The following is a 20,817-nucleotide window of genomic DNA, read 5'->3' as shown; positions in this document are numbered from 1 at the left end:
TCACGCGAAATCGCTCGCAATGACAGCAACAATCGGGTAATCTCAAACTCGTTTTGCCTCGCCAGATAATTATTCTCATTGCGAATAAATTTGTGCGTTCCGCCACAGATTTGTGCACAAAGAATTGTCTCAAGCTGTGCAGGTAATTAGTCTCATCACGTTTGGCATTTTTATAACGATATTTATCGTTAAGGACTTCAAGGGAAAACAAACAACATGGTCAAATCTCAACCGATTTTGAGATATATTTTGCGCGGGATTCCTGCGATTGCAGTTGCGGTTCTGCTTTCTGCTTGTAGCACAACCACCAATACCGCAAAGAATATGCATTCTGAGACGCATGCTGTGGGCAATAGCGATAGCTCTTCACTGCAAGCCTCTCAGGATGAATTTGAAAATATGGTGCGTAACCTCGACGTTAAGTCGCGGATTATGGATCAGTATGCTGACTGGAAAGGCGTGCGTTACCGCCTGGGCGGCAGTACCAAGAAAGGCGTCGACTGTTCCAGCTTTGTACAGCGCACCTTCCGTGAACAGTTTGGTTTAGAGCTTCCGCGTTCAACCTATGAACAGCAGGAAATGGGCAAAGCAGTTTCACGCAATAACCTGCGTACGGGCGATCTGGTTCTGTTCCGCGCCGGTTCCACTGGTCGTCATGTCGGTATTTATATCGGCAATAACCAGTTTGTCCATGCGTCTACCAGTAGCGGCGTCATTATCTCCAGTATGAACGAACCGTACTGGAAAAAACGCTACAATGAAGCGCGTCGAGTTCTGAGCCGCAGTTAATCTTCATCAGGCAGCACCTCCCTTGGCTTACCTGATGAGACGACATAAAAAGCACTGCTTCGGCAGTGCTTTTGCTTATTATCCCTTCTGAACCCGTTTTACCGAATAGCGACGTGTCGCCTCTTATCCAGCCTACAACACACGAACATAGGCCTGATAAACATAGCGCCATCAGACATTCAGGTCGTTTCCGCCAACGACTACTGCGACAATACGCTTTCCTGCGCATCACAGAAAAGCATGACTATCCGGGGTAATCCAGGCTATAGTCTTATAAATCAACCAGTTTAACCGGCATCCGCCTTTTAAGGTCACACCAGGAATTATGCTTACACGCGACTCCTCTTCCGGTCGGAAAATCCTGCTTACCTGTATCATTACGGGGATAGCGGCAGCATTACTTATTGGTAGCCTGCAATTTTTCCTGTCGTGGCATAAACGGGATGTTAAATACAATACGCTCCTTTCTGATGTACAACATTACCTGGCCAGCTATTTCGCCGACCTGAAAGCCACCACCGATATTCTTCAGCCGTTGACGATCAACACCTGTCAGCAGGTTGGCGCAGAACTCACCTCAAGAGCCGCTTTTAGCCTTAATGTCCGCGCCTTCTTATTGATTAAAGATAAAAAAGTGTTCTGCTCTTCCGCCACTGGCGCCATGAATATGCCGCTTCAGCAACTGGTACCGGATATAGATATCCGCAAAGACGTTGCTATGGCGATTCTGCCCGGCACGCCAATGATGCCCAACAAACCGACAATGGTGATTTGGTATCGAAACCCATTATTAAATGACAGCGGCGTATTCACATCGCTGAATATTAACCTGACGCCCTACTTACTCTATACCACGCGCCAGGATGATTTTAACGGCATCGCGCTGATTGTCGGCAATACCGCGCTGTCGACCTTTTCTTCGCGTCTGCTGACCGTCGCGGAGCTGCCGGGCACGCCTTCACGACAGGCAACTATCAACGGCCTGCCGCTTAAAATACAGCTTTATGCCGATAGCTGGACCTACAATGACTTGTGGTATGCGTTGATGCTGGGCTGCATTAGCGGCATCGTAGCGGGGTTTATCTGTTACTTTATCTATGCCCTCCGGACGCGACCGGGCAAAGAGATTTTAACGGCGATCAAACACGAGCAGTTTTATGTGGTTTATCAGCCCGTCGTCGATACTCGTACGCTGAGCGTCACCGGGCTTGAAGTCTTACTGCGCTGGCGTCACCCTACGGCAGGAGAGATTCCGCCGGATGCCTTTATCCACTATGCCGAAGCGCAGCAACTTATCGTACCGTTAACGCAGCATCTGTTCGAGCTGATCGCCCGCGACGCGCCCACGTTACAGAAGGTGATGCCCGTCGGTGCCAAATTTGGCATTAACATCGCGCCGGAACATCTGCACAGCGACAGTTTTAAAGAGGATATGCACCGGCTCAGGGACGCCCTGCCCGCGCACCATTTTCATATCGTGCTGGAAATCACTGAACGCGATATGCTCCAGCAGTATGAAGCGGCCAAACTGTTCGAATGGCTGCATTCCGCCGGGTTTGAAATCGCTATAGATGATTTCGGTACAGGCCATAGCGCCCTGATTTATCTGGAGCGATTTACTTTAGATTATCTGAAAATCGATCGCGGTTTTATCCAGGCGATCGGCACGGAAACCGTCACGTCTCCGGTTCTGGATACCGTGCTGACGCTCTCCAGACGCCTGAATATGCTGACGGTGGCCGAGGGCGTTGAAACGCCGGAGCAGGCCCGTTGGCTACGCGATCACGGTGTTAATTACTTGCAGGGGTACTGGATTAGTCGTCCTTTACCCCTACAAGATTTCGTGCTGTGGATGTCGGCGCCTTCTGTGCCTGAATGGTAGCCCCCTTACGGTTTTAACGGATTCACATCAGACGCAACGTCACTTATTATTCAGCGAAACGCCTGCCGGTTTGCAGCGGGCAATACGATAAGGAAACCGCCTTCAGATGATTGCGCGCGTAATGCTTCTGCTTGTCGCACTGGTTAGCGCTGGCGCCCAGGCCCAGGAAATCAAAGAAAGCTACGCTTTCGCCGTACTCGGCGAACCTAAGTATGCTTTTAACTTTGATCACTTTGATTATGTGAATCCTGCTGCGCCGAAAGGCGGTCAGATGACGCTTTCCGCCATTGGTACGTTCGATAATTTCAATCGCTATTCGCTGCGCGGCAATCCCGGCGTACGTACCGAAGCCCTTTACGATACGCTTTTTACCACCTCGGATGATGAACCCGGAAGCTATTACCCGCTGATTGCCGACCATGCCCGCTATGCCGCCGACTATTCCTGGGTGGAAATCTCGATTAATCCCCGCGCTCGTTTTCACGATGGCACGCCCATTACCGCCCGCGATGTGGCCTTTACCTTTCATAAGTTTATGACCGAAGGCGTACCGCAGTTCCGTCTGGTCTATAAAGGTACTACCGTGAAGGCGATTGCGCCTTTAACCGTGCGAATTGAGCTGGCGAAGCCTGGTAAAGAAGACATGCTTAGTCTGTTTTCATTACCGATCATGCCCGAAAAATTCTGGAAAAATCACAAGCTCAGCGATCCGCTTTCAACGCCGCCCTTAGCCAGCGGCCCATACCGGATTACTCAGTGGAAAATGGGCCAGTACATTGTCTATTCACGCGTCAAAAACTACTGGGCGGCTAATCTGCCGGTCAATCGTGGACGTTTTAACCTCGACACTATCCGCTACGATTACTACCTTGATGACAATGTCGCTTTCGAGGCGTTTAAAGCGGGCGCATTTGATCTACGGCTGGAAAACGACGCTAAAAACTGGGCAACGCGCTACATCGGTAAAAATTTCGATAATCATTACATCATTAAAGAAGAGCAGAAAAACGAGTCGGCGCAGGACACACGCTGGCTGGCCTTTAACATTCAGCGCCCGGTATTTAAAGACCGGCGGGTACGTGAAGCTGTCACCCTGGCCTTCGATTTTGAGTGGATGAATAAAGCGCTGTTCTATAATGCCTGCAGCCGAACCAACAGTTACTTCCAGAATACCGAGTACGCCGCCAGAAATTATCCTGACGCCGATGAGCTGGTATTACTCGCGCCGATGAAAAAAGATCTTCCTCCTGAAGTCTTCACTCAGATCTATCAGCCGCCGGTCTCTAACGGCGACGGCTACGATCGCGAAAATCTTCTTAAAGCTGACGCCTTGTTGACGCAGGCCGGATGGGTGATCAACGGACAGCAACGGGTCAATAGCGTCACCGGTAAGCCTCTGACGTTTGAACTTCTCCTTCCTGCCAGCAGTAATAGCCAGTGGGTTCTGCCCTTCCAGCATAATCTTCAGCGTCTGGGCATTACGATGACTATCCGTCAGGTTGATAATTCTCAGCTCACCAACCGGATGCGCAGCCGCGACTATGACATGATGCCGAGGCTATGGCGGGCGATGCCCTGGCCCAGCTCCGATCTACAAATCTCATGGGCGTCGGAATACATTGACTCCAGTTATAACGCTCCCGGCGTACAAAGCCCGGTGGTGGATAAACTGATCGCGCAAATTATCGCAGCGCAGGGTGATAAAGCGAAACTGGTGCCGCTGGGACGGGCGCTGGATCGCGTGCTGACCTGGAACTATTACATGCTGCCGATGTGGTATATGGCGCAAGACAGGCTCGCCTGGTGGGATAAATTCTCCCATCCGGCGATTCGCCCGGTATATACCATCGGGTTAGATACCTGGTGGTATGATGTCAACAAAGCCGCCAAACTACCGGCAGCCAGGAGGTAGTAAGAATCAATGGGCGCCTATCTTATCCGCCGTCTGTTACTGGTGATCCCCACGCTATGGGCCATTATTACCATTAACTTTTTTATCGTGCAGATCGCTCCCGGCGGCCCTGTCGATCAGGCGATTGCCGCGATTGAATTTGGCCAGGGCGGCGCGTTGCCCGGCGCCAGCGGCGAAGGCGTTCGCGCCAGTCATGCGCAAACCGGCGTCGGCAATATCAGCGACAGCCATTATCGCGGCGGCCGGGGACTCGATCCGGAGGTGATCGCGGAGATCACCCATCGCTACGGCTTCGACAAACCGCTGCATGAGCGTTATTTCAAGATGCTACGGGACTATCTCTCTTTTGACTTCGGCGACAGTCTGTTTCGCAGCGCATCCGTACTGACGCTAATCAAAGACAGCCTTCCCGTCTCCATTACCCTGGGATTATGGAGCACGCTGATTATTTATCTGGTGTCTATCCCGCTGGGGATTCGCAAAGCCGTCCATAACGGCAGTCGCTTTGATGTGTGGAGCAGCGCGTTTATCATTATTGGTTATGCGATCCCCGCCTTTCTGTTTGCTATTTTATTAATCGTCTTTTTTGCCGGCGGCAGCTACTACGATATTTTTCCGCTACGTGGCCTGGTCTCCGCCAACTTTGACACATTACCGTGGTACCAGAAAATCACCGATTATTTGTGGCATATTACGCTGCCGGTGTTGGCGACCGTCATCGGCGGTTTTGCCGCCCTGACGATGCTGACGAAAAATTCGTTTCTCGACGAGGTGCGTAAACAGTATGTCGTTACCGCTCGCGCGAAAGGCGTGAGTGAAAAAAACATTCTCTGGAAACATGTTTTTCGTAACGCCATGCTGCTGGTGATCGCCGGGTTTCCCGCCACTTTTATCAGTATGTTTTTCACCGGCTCGTTGCTAATTGAAGTCATGTTCTCGCTCAACGGCCTGGGGCTGCTGGGTTATGAAGCAACCGTTTCGCGCGACTATCCGGTGATGTTCGGTACGCTTTATATCTTTACCCTGATTGGCTTATTACTGAATATCCTGAGCGATATCAGCTATACGCTGGTCGATCCACGCATTGATTTTGAGGGACGATAATGCCGCGATTAAGCCCGGTCAATCAGGCCCGCTGGGCGCGTTTCCGCCATAATCGCCGGGGCTACTGGTCACTATGGATTTTCCTGGTCGTGTTCAGCCTGAGCTTATGCGCGGAACTGATTGCTAACGATAAGCCATTGCTGGTGCGCTATGAAGGCCAGTGGTATTTTCCGCTGGTAAAAAATTACAGCGAGCGCGATTTCGGCGGCCCGCTGGCGACAACGGCAGATTATCAGGACCCCTGGCTACAACGGCAACTTGAGAATCGGGGCTGGGTGTTGTGGGCCCCCGTACGCTTTGGCGCCAATACCATTAATTTTGCCACCACGCAGCCTTTCCCCTCCCCGCCTTCGGCGAAAAACTGGCTGGGCACCGATGCGAATGGCGGCGACGTTTTCGCCCGCATCCTGTACGGCACCCGCATTTCTATTTTATTCGGCCTGATGTTAACGATTTGCTCCAGCGTCATGGGCGTACTGGCGGGCGCGCTACAGGGCTATTATGGCGGCAAAGTCGATTTATGGGGGCAACGTCTCATCGAAGTCTGGTCGGGGATGCCGACCCTGTTTCTGATTATTTTACTTTCCAGCGTAGTGCAGCCTAACTTCTGGTGGCTGCTGGCCATAACCGTGTTGTTTGGCTGGATGAGTCTGGTGGGCGTAGTGCGCGCCGAGTTTTTACGGACCCGCAATTTTGACTATATCCGCGCCGCGCAGGCGCTTGGCGTCAGCGATCGTGACATTATCCTGCGCCATATGTTGCCTAATGCGATGGTCGCTACCCTGACATTTTTACCGTTCATTTTATGTAGCTCCATCACCACCCTGACGTCGCTGGATTTTCTGGGATTCGGTCTGCCGCTTGGCTCCCCTTCTCTCGGCGAACTTCTTTTACAGGGGAAAAACAACTTACAGGCTCCCTGGCTGGGGATCGCCGCCTTTCTGTCTGTCGCCATTCTGCTATCGCTGCTGATTTTTATCGGCGAAGCGGTACGCGACGCCTTTGATCCTGCTAAGGCGGTATAAGATGACATCTCCATTGCTTGCGATTGAAAATTTATCGGTAGGTTTCCGTCAGCAACAGCACGTGCGTCCTGTCGTTAACGCCATTTCGTTACAGGTGAACGCCGGGGAAACGCTGGCGCTGGTCGGCGAGTCCGGGTCAGGGAAAAGCGTGACGGCGCTTTCCATTCTGCGTCTTTTGCCTACCCCTCCCGCCGTCTACCTCTCCGGCGATATTCGCTTTCACGGCGAATCATTGCTTCATGCCAGCGAGCAGACGCTACGCGGCGTGCGCGGCAATAAAATCGCCATGATTTTTCAGGAACCGATGGTTTCACTTAACCCGCTGCATACGCTGGAAAAACAGCTCTATGAAGTGCTGTCGCTCCATCGGGGAATGCGTCGGGAGGCGGCAAGGGCGGAGATGATCGGTTGTCTGGATCGGGTCGGTATCCGCCAGGCGAGCCAGCGTCTGCGCGATTATCCGCATCAGCTTTCCGGCGGCGAACGCCAGCGCGTCATGATAGCCATGGCGCTGTTAACACGGCCGGAATTACTGATCGCCGATGAGCCGACCACCGCCCTCGACGTCTCCGTACAGGCGCAGATCTTATCTCTACTGCGGGAACTCCAGCGCGAGCTTAATATGGGATTGCTGTTTATCACCCATAACCTCAGCATTGTAAAAAAACTGGCGGATTCAGTGGCGGTAATGCAACACGGCAAGTGCGTAGAGAACCAACGCGCCGACACGCTGCTCTCCGCGCCGACCCATCCGTACACGCAAAAACTACTCAACAGCGAACCCACAGGCGATCCGGTTCCGCTCCCCGCCGGGCAGGCGCCGTTGCTGGAAGTGGACAAGCTGCGCGTCGCCTTCCCAATCCGCAAAGGCATTCTGAAGCGCGTCGTGGATCATAATGTGGTGGTTAACAATATCAGTTTCACCCTGCATCCAGGCGAAACGCTGGGTCTGGTCGGCGAGTCAGGATCGGGAAAAAGCACCACCGGTCTGGCGCTGTTACGGCTTATCCGCTCCGAAGGCCGCATCGTGTTTGACGGTCAATCGCTGGATACGTTAAACCGCCGCCAGCTTTTACCTGTTCGCCACCGTATCCAGGTCGTATTCCAGGACCCAAACTCATCGCTAAACCCGCGTTTAAACGTGTTGCAAATTATCGAAGAAGGCCTGCGCGTCCACCAGCCTACGCTTTCAGGCGCGCAGCGAGAACAGCAGGTGAAAGCGGTCATGATGGAAGTCGGCCTGGACCCGGAAACGCGGCATCGTTACCCCGCTGAGTTTTCCGGCGGCCAGCGTCAACGTATCGCCGTCGCCAGGGCGCTGATTTTAAAACCGTCGCTTATTATTCTGGATGAACCGACCTCATCGCTGGATAAAACCGTTCAGGCGCAGATTCTTGCCCTCCTGAAATCGCTCCAGCAAAAGCACCGTCTGGCCTATATCTTCATTAGCCACGATCTGCATGTAGTACACGCGCTGTGCCATCAGGTTATCGTGCTGCGGCAGGGGGAGGTGGTTGAACAGGGGCAATGCGAGCGCGTGTTTACCGCACCGCAACAGGCCTATACGCGTCAGCTACTCGCGTTAAGCTGACGCCTAAAAAGGATTATTGTTAGAAAAAGGTTCCGCTATCGCCACGCCGAAATTTTTCAGCCGACAGGTGGCGGCAAACTCATCCTGACGATTAACGAACAGGCACGGTTCCCCTTCGCACTCCAGCACGGAGCAAGGAACTTCAATATCGCTTAGCGCCTGGCTGAGCTTATGCATCACTGACCACGCGCTATCGCCTGCCGGACTCAACAGTTTAAGCGCCACCAGACTATTCTCGGTGCTCTGCCCGTTTTGCGGAATCGGTTCAACCTTTGACCCCGCAAAACCCGCCGACCAGCGATAGTTTTGCGGCAGACGGTGAACAATTGAGAGCTGTAATGTATTCACTTTCTTTCCCCGGAAGCACAATTACTTCACAATTTGCTTACATTTATATTAACACATCATTGACAACCCGTCCTTAAACAGATTGCTAACGCCCTTCTCTCCGTCAGTGGCTCTACAGCAAGCGGGAGTTAAAATAGTTTTACCGACGCGGAGATAGCGGCGGGCTATATGTACCCGTTTCTGCGATCTAACTCAACCTTTTTAACTACAATGATGTGACTTTTTACATAAATGGATTTTACATAAAATAAACATAAAGGAGGAAAATGATGAATTGGTAATTGATATACATCAACTATGAAAGCCGTTTGGCTTTGCCATCGTGTAGCGGATAGCATCCCCCAACGCCGCCTGCGCATTCTTCGGCGCCATTGAGGGACAGCGCGCCCGTCACCGTTTTTTGGGACGGCTGGCGTAGAGATAAAACAGAATGGAACAGGCGGCGCAAAGCGCAATCGACCAGATCATCGGCCACGCACTGGTAAAGGTAGCCAGCGACAGCAACGCGCCGACGATAGCGCCAATACCAAAGCGGAAAGTGCCCGCCAACGAAGACGCCGTTCCGGCCATATGCGGAAACTCATCCAAAATGACCGCCATCGCATTGGACGAAACCATCGACACACAGCCGACAAACGCCGCAACGCCGACCACCAGCGCCCAGAATCCAATGCCCATCAGCGCGCTGAAAACCATCCACACCGCCATCGCAAACTGAATCCATAGCCCGGCCCGAAACATGTTTAGCGCCCCTACCCGTCTGACAAAACGGCTGTTGATAATCGTCATCACAAACAGAAATACGATGTTCAACGCGAAGTAGTAGCCGAAATCCTGCGGCGGAACATGATTAATTTCGATATAAACAAACGGCCCCGCGCTCAAAAAAGAGAACATACCGGCAAAACTAAACCCGCTCGCCAGCATATAGCTCAGTACGCGTTTGTGGCGAAACAACGCGGCAAAGTTACCTATTGTGGTACGAATATGAAAAGGCTGACGCCGCTCAACGGGCAGCGTCTCTTTAATCAGAGCAAAGATCATGACTGACGCCAGAATCGCCGCAATGGCCAGTATCCAGAAGATATAGTGCCAGCTTAACCATACCAACACCCAGCCGCCGACAATGGGCGCCATTAACGGCGCTATCGTAGTGACCAGCATGACAAATGACATCATGCGCGAAAACTCTTCCTTTGGATAAATATCCCGCATCAGCGCATTGATGACGACGCTTGCCGCCGCGGCCGCCAAACCGTGAAAGAAACGCATCACGATCAGTTGATCGATAGTCTGCGCCAACGCACAGGCGACCGCCGCAGCAGCAAATACCAGCGTCCCGCCCAGGATGACCGGCTTACGCCCGAGGCTATCCGCCATCGGTCCATAGATAAGCTGACCCAGCGCAAACCCCAGAATATAGGTACTGAGCGTCATCTGCGTGCTACCGGCAGGCACGCCGAATTGCGCAGAAATCACCGGCAGCGCAGGAAGATACATATCAATCGACAGCGGCATTAACATGGCCAACAGGCCAAGGATAAAGACAATGGCAAAGGAAGAGTGCTGCCGGGTGGTCACATCGAACTCCTGAATTTAACGAGATAGTTAGCCGACGCTGGCGATTTCTTCTTCAGTCAACGGGCGGTACTCGCCGGGAGCCAGATTCTCATCCAGCGTAATGGCGCCAATCCGTTCGCGGTGCAGTTCCACAACGCGATTGCCTACTGCGGCAAACATCCGCTTCACCTGATGATAACGGCCTTCGCTGATGGTCAGACGGACCTGCACAGGCGTTATCACCTCCAGCGTAGCGGGTTTAGTGAGATCTTTTTCATTATGCAACTGCACGCCTTTCGCAAATTGCGCTACCGTATCGTCGGCCACCGGCGACTCCAGGGTCACCAGATAGGTTTTTTCACAGTGATGGCGCGGCGACGTAATGCGGTGCGACCACTGACCGTCATCTGTCATTAACACCAGACCGGTAGTATCGATATCCAGACGTCCTGCGGCATGCAGCTTATACGCCACCGGCTCATCCAGGAAATACAGTACCGTTGGATGATCGGGATCATCGGTTGAACAAACGTATCCCTGCGGCTTGTTAAGCATAAAATAGCGTGGCCCGTGTTGCTGCGCTAAGGGATTGCCGTCATACGCAACCGCATGTTCCGGGAGCAGTTTGAAGGCCGCATTTTTAATGATGTCGCCATCGACGGTAACGCGGTTACCACGAATTTCACGCCCGGCAATAGCGCGGCTGACGCCAAGCTGCTGAGCGATAAATTTATCAAGTCGCATGTGTGTGATTTAGCCTGTAATAATACGGAAATCGGGCATTCTACCCGAAAAAAGGGAATTGCTATCCGCTCAGTATAGCGGGCTAACTATATCCCTCAAGGGAAATGATTCATGGCATACTATTCCCGGAACCGTTTAACGTAGTGAGACCATGATTTTTACACTCCGCCCCTACCAGCAAGAAGCCGTAGACGCCACGCTCAGCCACTTTCGCCGCCACCGTACGCCCGCCGTGATTGTTCTGCCGACCGGCGCAGGTAAAAGCCTGGTGATCGCCGAACTGGCGCGCGTCGCCCGCGGACGGGTACTGGTGCTGGCGCATGTGAAAGAGCTGGTCGCGCAGAACCACGCCAAATATTGCGCGCTGGGGCTGGAAGCAGATATTTTCGCCGCCGGACTCAAACGTAAAGAGAGTCAGGGCAAAGTCGTGTTCGGCAGCGTACAGTCGGTGGCGCGTAATCTTGACGCCTTCCAGGAGGAGTTTTCGCTGTTGATTGTCGATGAATGCCACCGCATCGGTGACGATGAAGACAGTCAGTATCAGCAAATCCTCACTCACCTGAGTAAAGTTAATCCTCACTTACGTCTGCTTGGGCTAACCGCCACGCCCTTCCGCCTCGGAAAAGGCTGGATTTATCAATTTCATTACCACGGTATGGTGCGCGGCAACGACAACGCGCTGTTTCGCGACTGTATTTATGAACTGCCGCTGCGCTATATGATTAAACACGGCTATCTGACGCCGCCTGAGCGGCTTGATATGCCAGTGGTCCAATACGATTTCAGCCGCCTGCAGGCCCAAAGCAATGGGCTGTTCAGCGAAGCCGACCTGAACCGTGAGCTGAAAAAGCAGCAGCGGATTACGCCGCACATCATCAGCCAGATTATGGAATTTGCGCAAACGCGCAAAGGCGTGATGATTTTCGCCGCCACGGTCGAACATGCGAAAGAGATTGTCGGTCTGCTTCCGGCGGACGACGCGGCGCTGATTACCGGCGATACGCCAGGGCCCGAGCGCGACGCGCTGATTGATAATTTCAAGGCGCAGCGTTTTCGCTATCTGGTTAACGTCTCGGTGCTGACCACCGGCTTTGACGCCCCACACGTTGATCTCATCGCGATTCTACGTCCCACCGAGTCAGTTAGTCTTTACCAACAAATTGTCGGGCGTGGTCTGCGCCTTGCGCCGGGAAAGACCGATTGCCTGATTCTTGATTACGCAGGCAACCCGCACGACCTGTATGCCCCGGAGGTCGGTAGCCCGAAGGGAAAAAGCGATAACGTCCCTGTCCAGGTATTTTGCCCGGCCTGCGGCTTTGCCAACACCTTCTGGGGGAAAACCACTGCCGACGGCACGCTGATTGAACACTTTGGCCGTCGCTGCCAGGGCTGGTTTGACGATGACGACGGCCATCGCGAGCAGTGCGATTTTCGCTTTCGCTTCAAAAACTGCCCGCAGTGTAATGCCGAAAACGATATTGCCGCCCGACGCTGCCGGGAATGTGACGCTATTCTGGTCGACCCGGACGATATGTTAAAAGCGGCGCTCAGACTCAAGGATGCGTTAGTCCTGCGCTGTAGCGGAATGACGATGCAGCATGGGCAGGATGAGAAAGGCGAATGGCTGAAAATCACTTACTATGACGAGGACGGCGCGGATGTCAGTGAGCGCTTCCGCTTGCACACGCCCGCCCAGCGTACCGCTTTCGAACAGCTATTTATTCGCCCGCATACCCGCACGCCCGGCGTTCCTTTACGCTGGATCACGGCGGCGGATATTGTCGCGCAGCAGGCGCTGTTGCGGCATCCCGATTTTGTGGTCGCGCGGATGAAAGGCCAGTACTGGCAGGTGCGTGAAAAAGTGTTCGACTATGAAGGCCGCTTCCGCCGGGCGCACGAATTACGTGGTTAATCGTACTTTTCATTGATGTAACGGCGATTTGAGTATAGAATCTCGCCCGCCTTTGCATACGCAAAGCAGATCACTTACCTGTTGCTGGGTCGCCTGTAGCAGGAATTATTAAAGAGAGATTTAAATGTTTACTATCAACGCAGAAGTACGTAAAGAGCAGGGTAAGGGTGCGAGCCGCCGCCTGCGCGCCGCTAACAAGTTCCCGGCAATCATCTACGGCGGTTCTGAAGCCCCGATTGCTATCGAACTGGACCACGACCAGGTGATGAACATGCAAGCTAAAGCTGAATTCTACAGCGAAGTTCTGACCCTCGTTGTTGACGGTAAAGAAGTAAAAGTTAAAGCTCAGGCTGTACAGCGTCACGCTTACAAACCGAAGCTGACTCACATCGACTTCGTTCGCGCGTAATCGCCTGGAAGTTGAAGAAAAACCCCGCCCCGGCGGGGTTTTTTATGCGTTTAATTGAATTTGACGACATGCAGAGCAACGAGAAACCACTTTGCTTTTCTGCTTTCTTACACCTCGCCACATTCAATTAGCGCCTCCCCTAATCGAGAATCTGTAGTTTCCGCCGCGGTATTCATACCTTTAAGCCGATTGAATAATGCCCGTTGACGAACGCTGGCACTTTCCGGTTTCCATGGCAAAATTCGTATTGGTATAGTTTGCCCGTCATTCAACGCATCAAATACCTTTTCATTGGTCAGTAAGTCGCCGCAGCTCCATGTCTTGCTATCAAACTGAAAATCAAATAAGACATGGAGCTCCAGTTCATCTACACGCACTTGACGCTTTGCATTATCGATGCGTATTTCCACCTTCTCTTTATGCGTCAAAGTTGCATCAAGATTGAGTCCATACCGTTTCAACTGCCCCTTGTCGTAATAGTAACGTATGCTGGACCAAGTTGATTTAAAAGCAAATCCAGTAATGAATAAACCACTTAACAAGAACAGCGGGCATATGAACAAGCTCAGTAACCAGTTGGCACCATAAGTATAAAACAGTACCAACGAGAGAACGGTGAACACCATGCCGAGCACCAACATCATCAAAAATGCGACAATGTGCGCATACAAAACCTGCCGAAATAAACTGAAATTAACAGGCGGCTTCTGTCGTATTCCTTTACTCACTACGGCGTCCTTTTATGTCGTATGCCTTTATTTCTCGCCCGACGTGCGTCGCTGCAACTGCTCGCGCAGATTCGGCGGCGTCCCTTTGATAGTCAGGGTATCGGTCGCCGGGTCCCAGAAAATCCGCTCGCCCAGTAGCATCGCATCAAAGTTAATCGTTAACCCGCCGCCGCTGCCGGCATATTTGGTTAACTGGCGTAGCGTACTGCGATCTGCCGGGAAGCTCTCTTCCAGCTCATAGCCTTTTTCGGCAGTAAATTCGCTGAAGCTGACTTCACTGACGCCGGAAAGCTCTTTAGACAGCGATTCCAGCTCAATCTCTTCCCCGGCTTGTAACTGCTCGTTGCAGTAGCTGTACACCTGCTGACGCACGTTCTGACGTTCTGCTTTATCCAACTGCGCTTCTGCGGTGAAATCATCCACTGCCTGCAACAGGCCGCGATTCTGCGCTTTGGCGTTCAACCCTTCGCTGGCGCCGAGGAAATCCATAAAGAAGTCAGCGACCTTGCGCCCTACCCGACCTTTGAGAAACGTCAGGTAGCGGGTCGATTGCGGATTAGTTTCCCACTCGGTAAGATCGATACGCGCCACGATATCCGCATGATTGATATCAAGATAATGCGTCGGGTTAATGTCCAGATTTTCATTGACCCGCATACTGCTCAGGTTGTTCAGTACCGTAACCAGCAGATACTCCACCGCCAGGTAACGATAATGGCAGAACAATACAATGCCGCCGTCCGCAAAGGGATATTTCGCCAGTTCGTCACGCAGGCGTCCGGTCGCCGCCCGGCTAAAGGCAAGAAAATCTTCTTCCCCCTGACGTTGCAACCGCAGCGCTTGCGCCAGTTCACTCTCTTCATTAAACAGGCCATACGCCTTATTCTTGGCGCTATAGACCCGATGCAGTTCAGCCACCATCTCGACAACGGTGGTTGTCGGCTCCAGCAATGAATCGCGCAAGACCAGCTCAAGATTTTGCTCATCGCGCTTGATAAGCTGGTGCAGGGCAATCTGGTTGATATCCAGACTCATGATAAACTCTCCTTTAAGACCGGGCGGTATTCAACCACCGCCTGCCGGAAGACGCAAGCAATCGCCCTGTCATTTCAGGCGTTATCCGTAACGCGAATGATTTAGGGGATAAAAATGCAGAAAAAAAACTGTTGCTACGGTAATATGTTGCCCTTTCATGAACAAACAGATTTTGATTTATGCCACAACTCTCCCGCTATAGTGATGAACATGTTGAACAATTGCTGAGCGAACTGCTCAGTGTACTGGAAAAACATAAGGCGCCGACCGATCTTTCCCTGATGGTGCTGGGAAATATGGTCACCAACCTTATCAACACCAGCGTTGCGCCAGCTCAACGCCAGGCGATTGCGAACTCTTTTGCCCGCGCCTTGCAGTCTTCGATTAGCGAAGACAACGCGCACTAAAAAGCCGACTCCGGAGAAACAAGCGACAGGTATGGTAACTCATCGTCAGCGCTACCGTGAAAAAGTCTCCCAGATGGTTAGCTGGGGGCACTGGTTCGCTCTGTTCAATATACTGTTGGCTACGTTGCTCGGCAGCCGTTACCTGTTTGTCGCCGACTGGCCGACAACGCTTGCGGGTCGCATATACTCCTACCTGAGCATTGTCGGGCACTTTAGCTTTCTGGTGTTCGCCACCTATTTGCTTATTCTTTTTCCGCTCACGTTTATCGTGATGTCCCAGCGGCTGATGCGGTTTATATCAGCCATTCTGGCGACCGCGGGTATGACGTTGTTGCTTATCGACAGCGAAGTCTTTACCCGTTTTCACCTGCATCTTAATCCCATTGTCTGGGAGCTGGTCATCAACCCTGACCAGAACGAAATGGCGCGCGACTGGCAGCTTATGTTTATTAGCGTGCCGGTTATCTTATTGATTGAGATGCTATTTGCGACATGGAGTTGGCAAAAGCTGCGCAGTCTCACGCGCCGTCGCCATTTCGCAAGGCCGCTTGCGGCATTCTTTTTCGTCTCCTTTATCGCATCGCATCTTATCTACATCTGGGCAGATGCTAATTTTTACCGGCCGATTACCATGCAGCGGGCAAACCTGCCGCTCTCTTATCCGATGACGGCGCGACGTTTTCTTGAAAAACACGGTCTGCTGGATGCGCAGGAATATCAGCGCCGTCTGGTAGAGCAAGGCAATCCGGAAGCGGTCTCCGTTCAGTACCCGCTCAGCAATTTGCACTATCGCGATATGGGCACCGGTCAGAATGTGCTGCTCATTACCGTAGACGGCCTGAACTATTCTCGCTTTGAGAAGCAGATGCCGGAGCTGGCTACATTTGCCGAGCAAAACATCGACTTCACCCGTCATATGAGTTCAGGGAATACCACTGATAACGGTATTTTCGGCCTGTTCTATGGCATATCGCCAGGCTATATGGATGGCGTGTTATCCACCAGAACGCCTGCGGCGCTCATTACCGCGTTGAATCAGCAAGGCTACCAACTGGGACTGTTTTCTTCGGATGGCTTCGCCAGCCCGCTTTATCGTCAGGCATTACTGTCCGATTTCTCGATGCCGGCAGCGCAAACGCAGTCTGATGCGCAAACGGCCAGCCAGTGGATAGACTGGCTTGGGCGCTACGCACAGGAAGATAACCGCTGGTTCTCATGGATATCGTTTAACGGTACTAATATTGATGACAGTAACCAGAAAAATTTTGTTAAGCGTTACGCCAGTGCCGCCAGCGACGTGGATGCGCAAATCAATCGGGTTCTGAACGCGCTGCGAGAGGCCGGTAAATTCGAGAATACTGTCGTGATCATTACCGCAGGACGCGGCATACCGTTGACGCCGGAAGAAAATCGCTTCGACTGGTCGCAAGGTCATCTGCAAGTACCGCTGGTGATCCACTGGCCGGGGACGCCTGCGCAGCGTATTAATGTGCTTACCGATCATACCGATGTGATGACCACGTTGATGCAACGCCTGTTACATGTCAGCACGCCAGCGAACGAATATTCACAGGGCCAGGACATCTTTACCGTTCCACGTCGTCATAACTGGGTAACGGCGGCAGACGGCAGTACGCTGGCAATCACGACGCCGCAAATGACCCTGGTGCTCAATAATAACGGTCATTATCAGACCTATGACTTACACGGCGAGAAGATCAAAGATCAGAAGCCGCAGCTCAGTCTGCTGCTGCAAGTGCTAACAGAAGAGAAACGTTTTATCGCTAACTGATTAATTATAAATCAGTTAGCACCGTTTCCCCTTGCATTCGCGTTGGAAAGAGGTAGTATTAGCACCCACAAGTCGGCACGTAGCGCAGCCTGGTAGCGCACCGTCATGGGGTGTCGGGGGTCGGAGGTTCAAATCCTCTCGTGCCGACCAAAATTCCCCTTAAAAGCCAGCCTGCCAGGGCTGGTTTTTTTATATATCCAATTTGCAAATGGTGAAATGATGGTGAAATAGCTATCGAAGGTCACTGCAAATTGACTTCAAGCTCCCTCCAACGCGAAAAGTTGAACAGATGACTTAAATACATTGATTAGTCATCCTTAACCAGTAGAATCCGCCACGACTGGTAACTATTCAATACACGCACTATCGAACGATCGCCAGTTTGCCGCAGCCCGTTCTTGCATACAATGTGGCTGCGGCACACCATCACATCAGAAATTTGAAAATCAGGGTAAACCTGTCACTTAACCTGAAGCAGGTCTTCATAGCGGGTGGTATATCGGGATGACAGTATGTTTCTCTTCATAGCCCACTGTTGCTGGATACCCTCCCCGGCAAAGTACAGCTTTCCCCAGCCCTTCTTTGCATTCAGGTGATCCAGTACTTCCATCGGCTTCTCGCTACCGGCGCGCGGCGCGTTATCATCGAAAAAGTTTCGCCGCGCCCTGACTGAAGAAGTCTCCCCTATTTCACCTGTACATCATCCGTACTGTCTGATGTTGTTCGTCCGGGAATATCTTTGTCGCACCGCACCTCATTCACCTGGTGCATCAGTTACGACGCCACTGAACGTTCAGATAGCTCCCCAGCATCTCCTCTACAAGAGGTCGCAGGCCATCCAAAAATGTCTTTTTCGCGCTCTCCATCGCTCTTGCTCCGATAGTGCGCTCTGCATCGGTATTACCGACCAGCCCAGACGGTCTCAGCTCTGTGTCAGACAGCATCCGGTACGTTTCCTCATAATCCGATATTTGCTTTTCACGAAGCGCGTTAACGCGTTCCGGCGCTTTGCGCTCCAGCACTCTGTGTAACGGCCCCCACTGCAGTATCCACTCCCTGAACTCGCTTTTTTCAGCGGCTTTCACCTGAAGCTCCGCGTCCTGAAGGTCTGTAACCGTCACGCCGGATACGTCAAAGAAACGCATTTCTGCCGTCACGCTGGTCAGCCCGAGTGATTTCTTCAGCTTATTCTGATACGCCAGCCAGACCTCAATTTCATCAACGAGAGCCAGCGTTCTGACCTTTTCCCGGGCAATCTGTTCCAGTTTTCCCAGACGGAACATCTCACGCCCCGTGGCAACCAGCGCCGCGAGATCGTTATCGTATTGCCCTTTTTCTGCATTATGTACCAGCTGTACGTTCTTCATCTGGTGCAAAAAAAATGTGACCCGGTCCTCGCAGCTTGAGGTTGCCTCTGTTGCCATAGCAAAGGTGTTTGCTCTCAACGCCTCATCTTCAGCCAGTTGTGCCAGCCAGGACGATATCTGTGCCTTAAACCCCGCGTCCTTTATGAAGTTTTCCGTCTCACTCAGTCTGTCCAGGAAGAGGCTGAAGGCGTCGGCGTTATCTTCCTGTCCGAACATATGCCATCTGTCTGCAGGAGCCGGTTCCCCCTCCCGGGCAGGCACCAGCCAGTCAGCGGCCGCCAGGTGCAGTGCCCGAGTTTCCCGGGGGGCGGAGGCTCCCGCCATATCGAATTGTATTATGGGGCCTGAATAGCCAGGCGCGCTGGTGATCTCCCGCAGCGCCTGCAAAGTACGTTCAGACAGTGGGTTCCCTTCCAGATTTACGGTTGTCTCTGAAGACAGATGAATGAGACTTTCCGGCAGGCGGGTCAGCTGGTTACGATAGACCGACAGCGACAGTAGTCCTGACGGCAGCATCGGCAGGCTGGTCAGCCGGTTACCAGATACCATCAGCTCCTTCAGTTCTGACGGCAGCACCGGCAGACTGGTCAGCCGGTTACCAGATACAATCAGCTCCTTCAGTCCTGACGGCAACGCCGGCAGGCTGGTCAGCCGATTATTATAGGCCCACAGCTTATATAATTCTGACGGCAGCGTCGGCAGGCTGGCCAGTTGGTTATCAGATACCGACAGCTCCTGTAGCCCTGACGGCAACGTCGGCAGGCTGGTCAGCTGGTTATTATAGGCCCACAGCTTACATAATTCTGACGGCAGCGCCGGCAGGCTGGCCAGTTGGTTATCAGATACCGACAGCTCCTGTAGCCCTGGCGGCAACACCGGCAGGCTGGTCAGTTGATTACCAAAGATCCACAGCTTACATAGTCCTGACGGCAGCGCCGGCAGGTGGGTCAGCGGGTTACTAAAGATCGACAGTTCCAGTAGTCCTGGCGGCAGCACCGGCAGGCTAGTCAGCTGGTTACCAGAGACCTCCAGCGTCCGCAGTTCTGGCGGCAGCGCCGGCAGGCTGGTCAGATTATTATCAGGAATAACCAGTGTGGTAATATGCGCGGGTAAACAGTCTGGCAAGGTGGTAAGACCTGATTCTCCCACGTTAAGCACTGCATTGCCATTATTCAGGCAGGCACGCATTTTCTGTACCACTGCTGCACGGCCGCGTGACTCTTCTGCGGGTGCAGCCCTTCTCCACGCTGACCAGACAGCATCATACTCTGCTGGCGTCTGTGGAGCCGTTGTGGCAGGGAGGAAGGATGTCCTGAATGTCCCGGATGCCCCTTCCGCGTGTCCTGTGCCCTCCTCACCCTGTGCTGTGTCCAGGGTGAGGCGATGTGTTTCACTGTACCCCTGGCAATTTACGGTATAGTTCCCGGCATCATCAAGGGTGACTGACAATATCTCCTGACTGTCTTCATCCAGAATACAGAAGTAATTTTCCCCGTGCTGGCCGGAATGAATGCTTTCCTCCCATCCGGCATACGCGAGCGTCCTGAGCAGTTCAAATCTGCTGACCACATCCTCCCGCGTCGTTCCGGCCGGCGGGTGACAAATCGTCCAGATGCACTCCAGCGCTTCAGTCTGGTGCGTTGAGCAAAAAAATTCCTTCATTTTTTCCCAGGAACTCATTTCAGGGGGGGTATCAGACCAGGCAATACGATAAATGCGGCGATTACTGATGGTGGCGGGAAGACATCCGCTTCCAATATGAAAGGGCATAACAAAAAACCTTTATAAATTTACATATAGTATCTGTCCGGCAGACATCATCTCTTCCTGGTCTTAATTTCACAATAAGGTTATCGGCGGATTCATGGCCGTCCTGACATGGCGGGCTTCAGAAGGTGCAGAAGAAAAATCCGTTATGATGACCGGATGGCGGGACTGTCATTTTACAGCTAAAGTGTCGATTTTTTCAGGGTCGCTTTCCACGATGACCAGATCATCCGGTATCAACGCCCGGGCGTTCAATTTTCGATTCTGCCTGCCTGCACAGCTCTTCCGGCGAATAAACCCTTTGAACGACTTTACCGTCTTTAAACTGCCAGCAGCATGAATATCAGCGCGACGGTTTTCATCCGTATCAGGCAACTCTGCAACGCTCTGGCCAGCAGGCCACAGCCCGGAAACATCACGCGTAATACACGTAATAACATCGTTA

At 52.6% G+C, this 20,817-nt stretch carries 17 protein-coding genes, 1 tRNA gene and 2 pseudogenes; 12 read left to right on the top strand and 8 right to left on the bottom strand.

Going from position 1 to position 20,817, the window contains the following annotated elements; genetic code table 11:
- Positions 1–216 precede the first annotated feature (216 nt).
- From mepS to yejF, 6 genes are all read left to right on the top strand, one after another.
- Positions 217–789: a bifunctional murein DD-endopeptidase/murein LD-carboxypeptidase gene (mepS, locus tag J1G48_RS07545; RefSeq protein WP_000241015.1), complete on the top strand. Its 573-nt coding sequence runs from the start codon at positions 217–219 to the stop codon at positions 787–789.
- A 325-nt stretch (positions 790–1,114) separates the two neighbouring features.
- Entirely contained in the window at positions 1,115–2,671 is a 1,557-nt protein-coding gene (locus tag J1G48_RS07540; protein ID WP_000957752.1) for a cyclic di-GMP phosphodiesterase, read from the top strand.
- Between the two features lie 106 nt (positions 2,672–2,777).
- Positions 2,778–4,583 carry an extracellular solute-binding protein gene (locus J1G48_RS07535; protein ID WP_000561739.1) on the top strand — a complete coding sequence of 602 codons (1,806 nt, stop codon included), beginning with the start codon at positions 2,778–2,780 and terminating at the stop codon, positions 4,581–4,583.
- Positions 4,584–4,592: 9 nt separating this feature from the next.
- Positions 4,593–5,687: a microcin C ABC transporter permease YejB gene (locus J1G48_RS07530; protein ID WP_000501623.1), complete on the top strand. Its 1,095-nt coding sequence runs from the start codon at positions 4,593–4,595 to the stop codon at positions 5,685–5,687.
- A complete protein-coding gene (locus J1G48_RS07525; protein WP_001137761.1) occupies positions 5,687–6,712 on the top strand; it encodes an ABC transporter permease in 1,026 nt (341 codons plus the stop codon). Before J1G48_RS07530 ends, J1G48_RS07525 begins: the two co-directional genes overlap by 1 nt.
- A 1-nt stretch (position 6,713) precedes the next feature.
- Positions 6,714–8,303, top strand: a complete 1,590-nt coding sequence (yejF, locus tag J1G48_RS07520) for a microcin C ABC transporter ATP-binding protein YejF (protein WP_000203611.1) — start codon at positions 6,714–6,716, stop codon at positions 8,301–8,303.
- A gap of 3 nt (positions 8,304–8,306) precedes the next feature.
- Here yejF and J1G48_RS07515 read toward each other — a convergent pair whose 3' ends face one another.
- From J1G48_RS07515 to rsuA, 3 genes are all read right to left on the bottom strand, one after another.
- Entirely contained in the window at positions 8,307–8,651 is a 345-nt protein-coding gene (locus tag J1G48_RS07515) for a YejG family protein (protein ID WP_001094639.1), read from the bottom strand.
- Positions 8,652–9,041: 390 nt separating this feature from the next.
- The gene (locus J1G48_RS07510; RefSeq protein WP_000213396.1) at positions 9,042–10,232 is read right to left on the bottom strand and encodes a Bcr/CflA family multidrug efflux MFS transporter; all 1,191 of its coding nucleotides are present in this window, start codon (positions 10,230–10,232) and stop codon (positions 9,042–9,044) included.
- A 27-nt stretch (positions 10,233–10,259) separates the two neighbouring features.
- Positions 10,260–10,955, bottom strand: coding sequence for a 16S rRNA pseudouridine(516) synthase RsuA (gene rsuA / locus J1G48_RS07505; RefSeq protein ID WP_001234841.1), 696 nt, complete (start codon positions 10,953–10,955; stop codon positions 10,260–10,262).
- 151 nt (positions 10,956–11,106) lie between these two features.
- On the opposite strand from rsuA, the gene J1G48_RS07500 reads away from it, so the two are divergent.
- Entirely contained in the window at positions 11,107–12,867 is a 1,761-nt protein-coding gene (locus J1G48_RS07500) for a DEAD/DEAH box helicase (protein ID WP_000578115.1), read from the top strand.
- Between the two features lie 124 nt (positions 12,868–12,991).
- On the top strand, positions 12,992–13,276 hold the full coding sequence (gene rplY, locus J1G48_RS07495) for a 50S ribosomal protein L25 (protein ID WP_000494192.1): 285 nt from the start codon (positions 12,992–12,994) through the stop codon (positions 13,274–13,276).
- Between the two features lie 107 nt (positions 13,277–13,383).
- Here the strand turns inward: rplY and J1G48_RS07490 are convergent, their stop codons facing one another.
- Both J1G48_RS07490 and yejK read right to left on the bottom strand, forming a co-directional pair.
- A complete protein-coding gene (locus J1G48_RS07490; RefSeq protein ID WP_000033431.1) occupies positions 13,384–14,004 on the bottom strand; it encodes a hypothetical protein in 621 nt (206 codons plus the stop codon).
- 27 nt (positions 14,005–14,031) lie between these two features.
- On the bottom strand, positions 14,032–15,039 hold the full coding sequence (gene yejK, locus J1G48_RS07485) for a nucleoid-associated protein YejK (protein ID WP_000050807.1): 1,008 nt from the start codon (positions 15,037–15,039) through the stop codon (positions 14,032–14,034).
- A gap of 179 nt (positions 15,040–15,218) precedes the next feature.
- Here yejK and J1G48_RS07480 point away from each other — a divergent pair, with 179 nt between their 5' ends.
- The 4 genes and pseudogenes from J1G48_RS07480 to J1G48_RS23250 all read left to right on the top strand — a co-directional run.
- Entirely contained in the window at positions 15,219–15,446 is a 228-nt protein-coding gene (locus tag J1G48_RS07480) for a YejL family protein (protein ID WP_001135904.1), read from the top strand.
- A gap of 31 nt (positions 15,447–15,477) precedes the next feature.
- Positions 15,478–17,238 (top strand): LPS biosynthesis-modulating metalloenzyme YejM, encoded by a 1,761-nt coding sequence (gene yejM / locus J1G48_RS07475; RefSeq protein WP_000256145.1) that lies wholly within the window; start codon positions 15,478–15,480, stop codon positions 17,236–17,238.
- Positions 17,239–17,311: 73 nt separating this feature from the next.
- Positions 17,312–17,388: transfer RNA gene (locus J1G48_RS07470), tRNA-Pro, on the top strand.
- Positions 17,344–17,442, top strand: a pseudogene (locus tag J1G48_RS23250) (hypothetical protein); the annotation flags it as partial. The gene J1G48_RS07470 and the pseudogene J1G48_RS23250, both read left to right, overlap by 45 nt.
- A 256-nt stretch (positions 17,443–17,698) precedes the next feature.
- Here J1G48_RS23250 and J1G48_RS07465 read toward each other — a convergent pair.
- The 3 genes and pseudogenes from J1G48_RS07465 to J1G48_RS07455 all read right to left on the bottom strand — a co-directional run.
- Positions 17,699–17,996, bottom strand: a pseudogene (locus J1G48_RS07465) (DUF4113 domain-containing protein); the annotation flags it as partial.
- A gap of 12 nt (positions 17,997–18,008) precedes the next feature.
- The gene (gene sspH2, locus J1G48_RS07460) at positions 18,009–20,375 is read right to left on the bottom strand and encodes an SPI-2 type III secretion system effector E3 ubiquitin transferase SspH2 (protein WP_001676053.1); all 2,367 of its coding nucleotides are present in this window, start codon (positions 20,373–20,375) and stop codon (positions 18,009–18,011) included.
- Positions 20,376–20,543: 168 nt separating this feature from the next.
- Positions 20,544–20,747: a tail protein gene (locus tag J1G48_RS07455; protein WP_001113462.1), complete on the bottom strand. Its 204-nt coding sequence runs from the start codon at positions 20,745–20,747 to the stop codon at positions 20,544–20,546.
- Between the last annotated feature and the right edge of the window lie 70 nt (positions 20,748–20,817).

Origin of the sequence: Salmonella sp. SAL-020 (genome assembly GCF_017372215.1) — a bacterium.
Taxonomy (GTDB): Bacteria; Pseudomonadota; Gammaproteobacteria; order Enterobacterales; family Enterobacteriaceae; genus Salmonella; species Salmonella enterica.
Note: the sequence above shows the minus strand (reverse complement) of the source record. Positions and strands in the feature narration are given on the sequence as shown.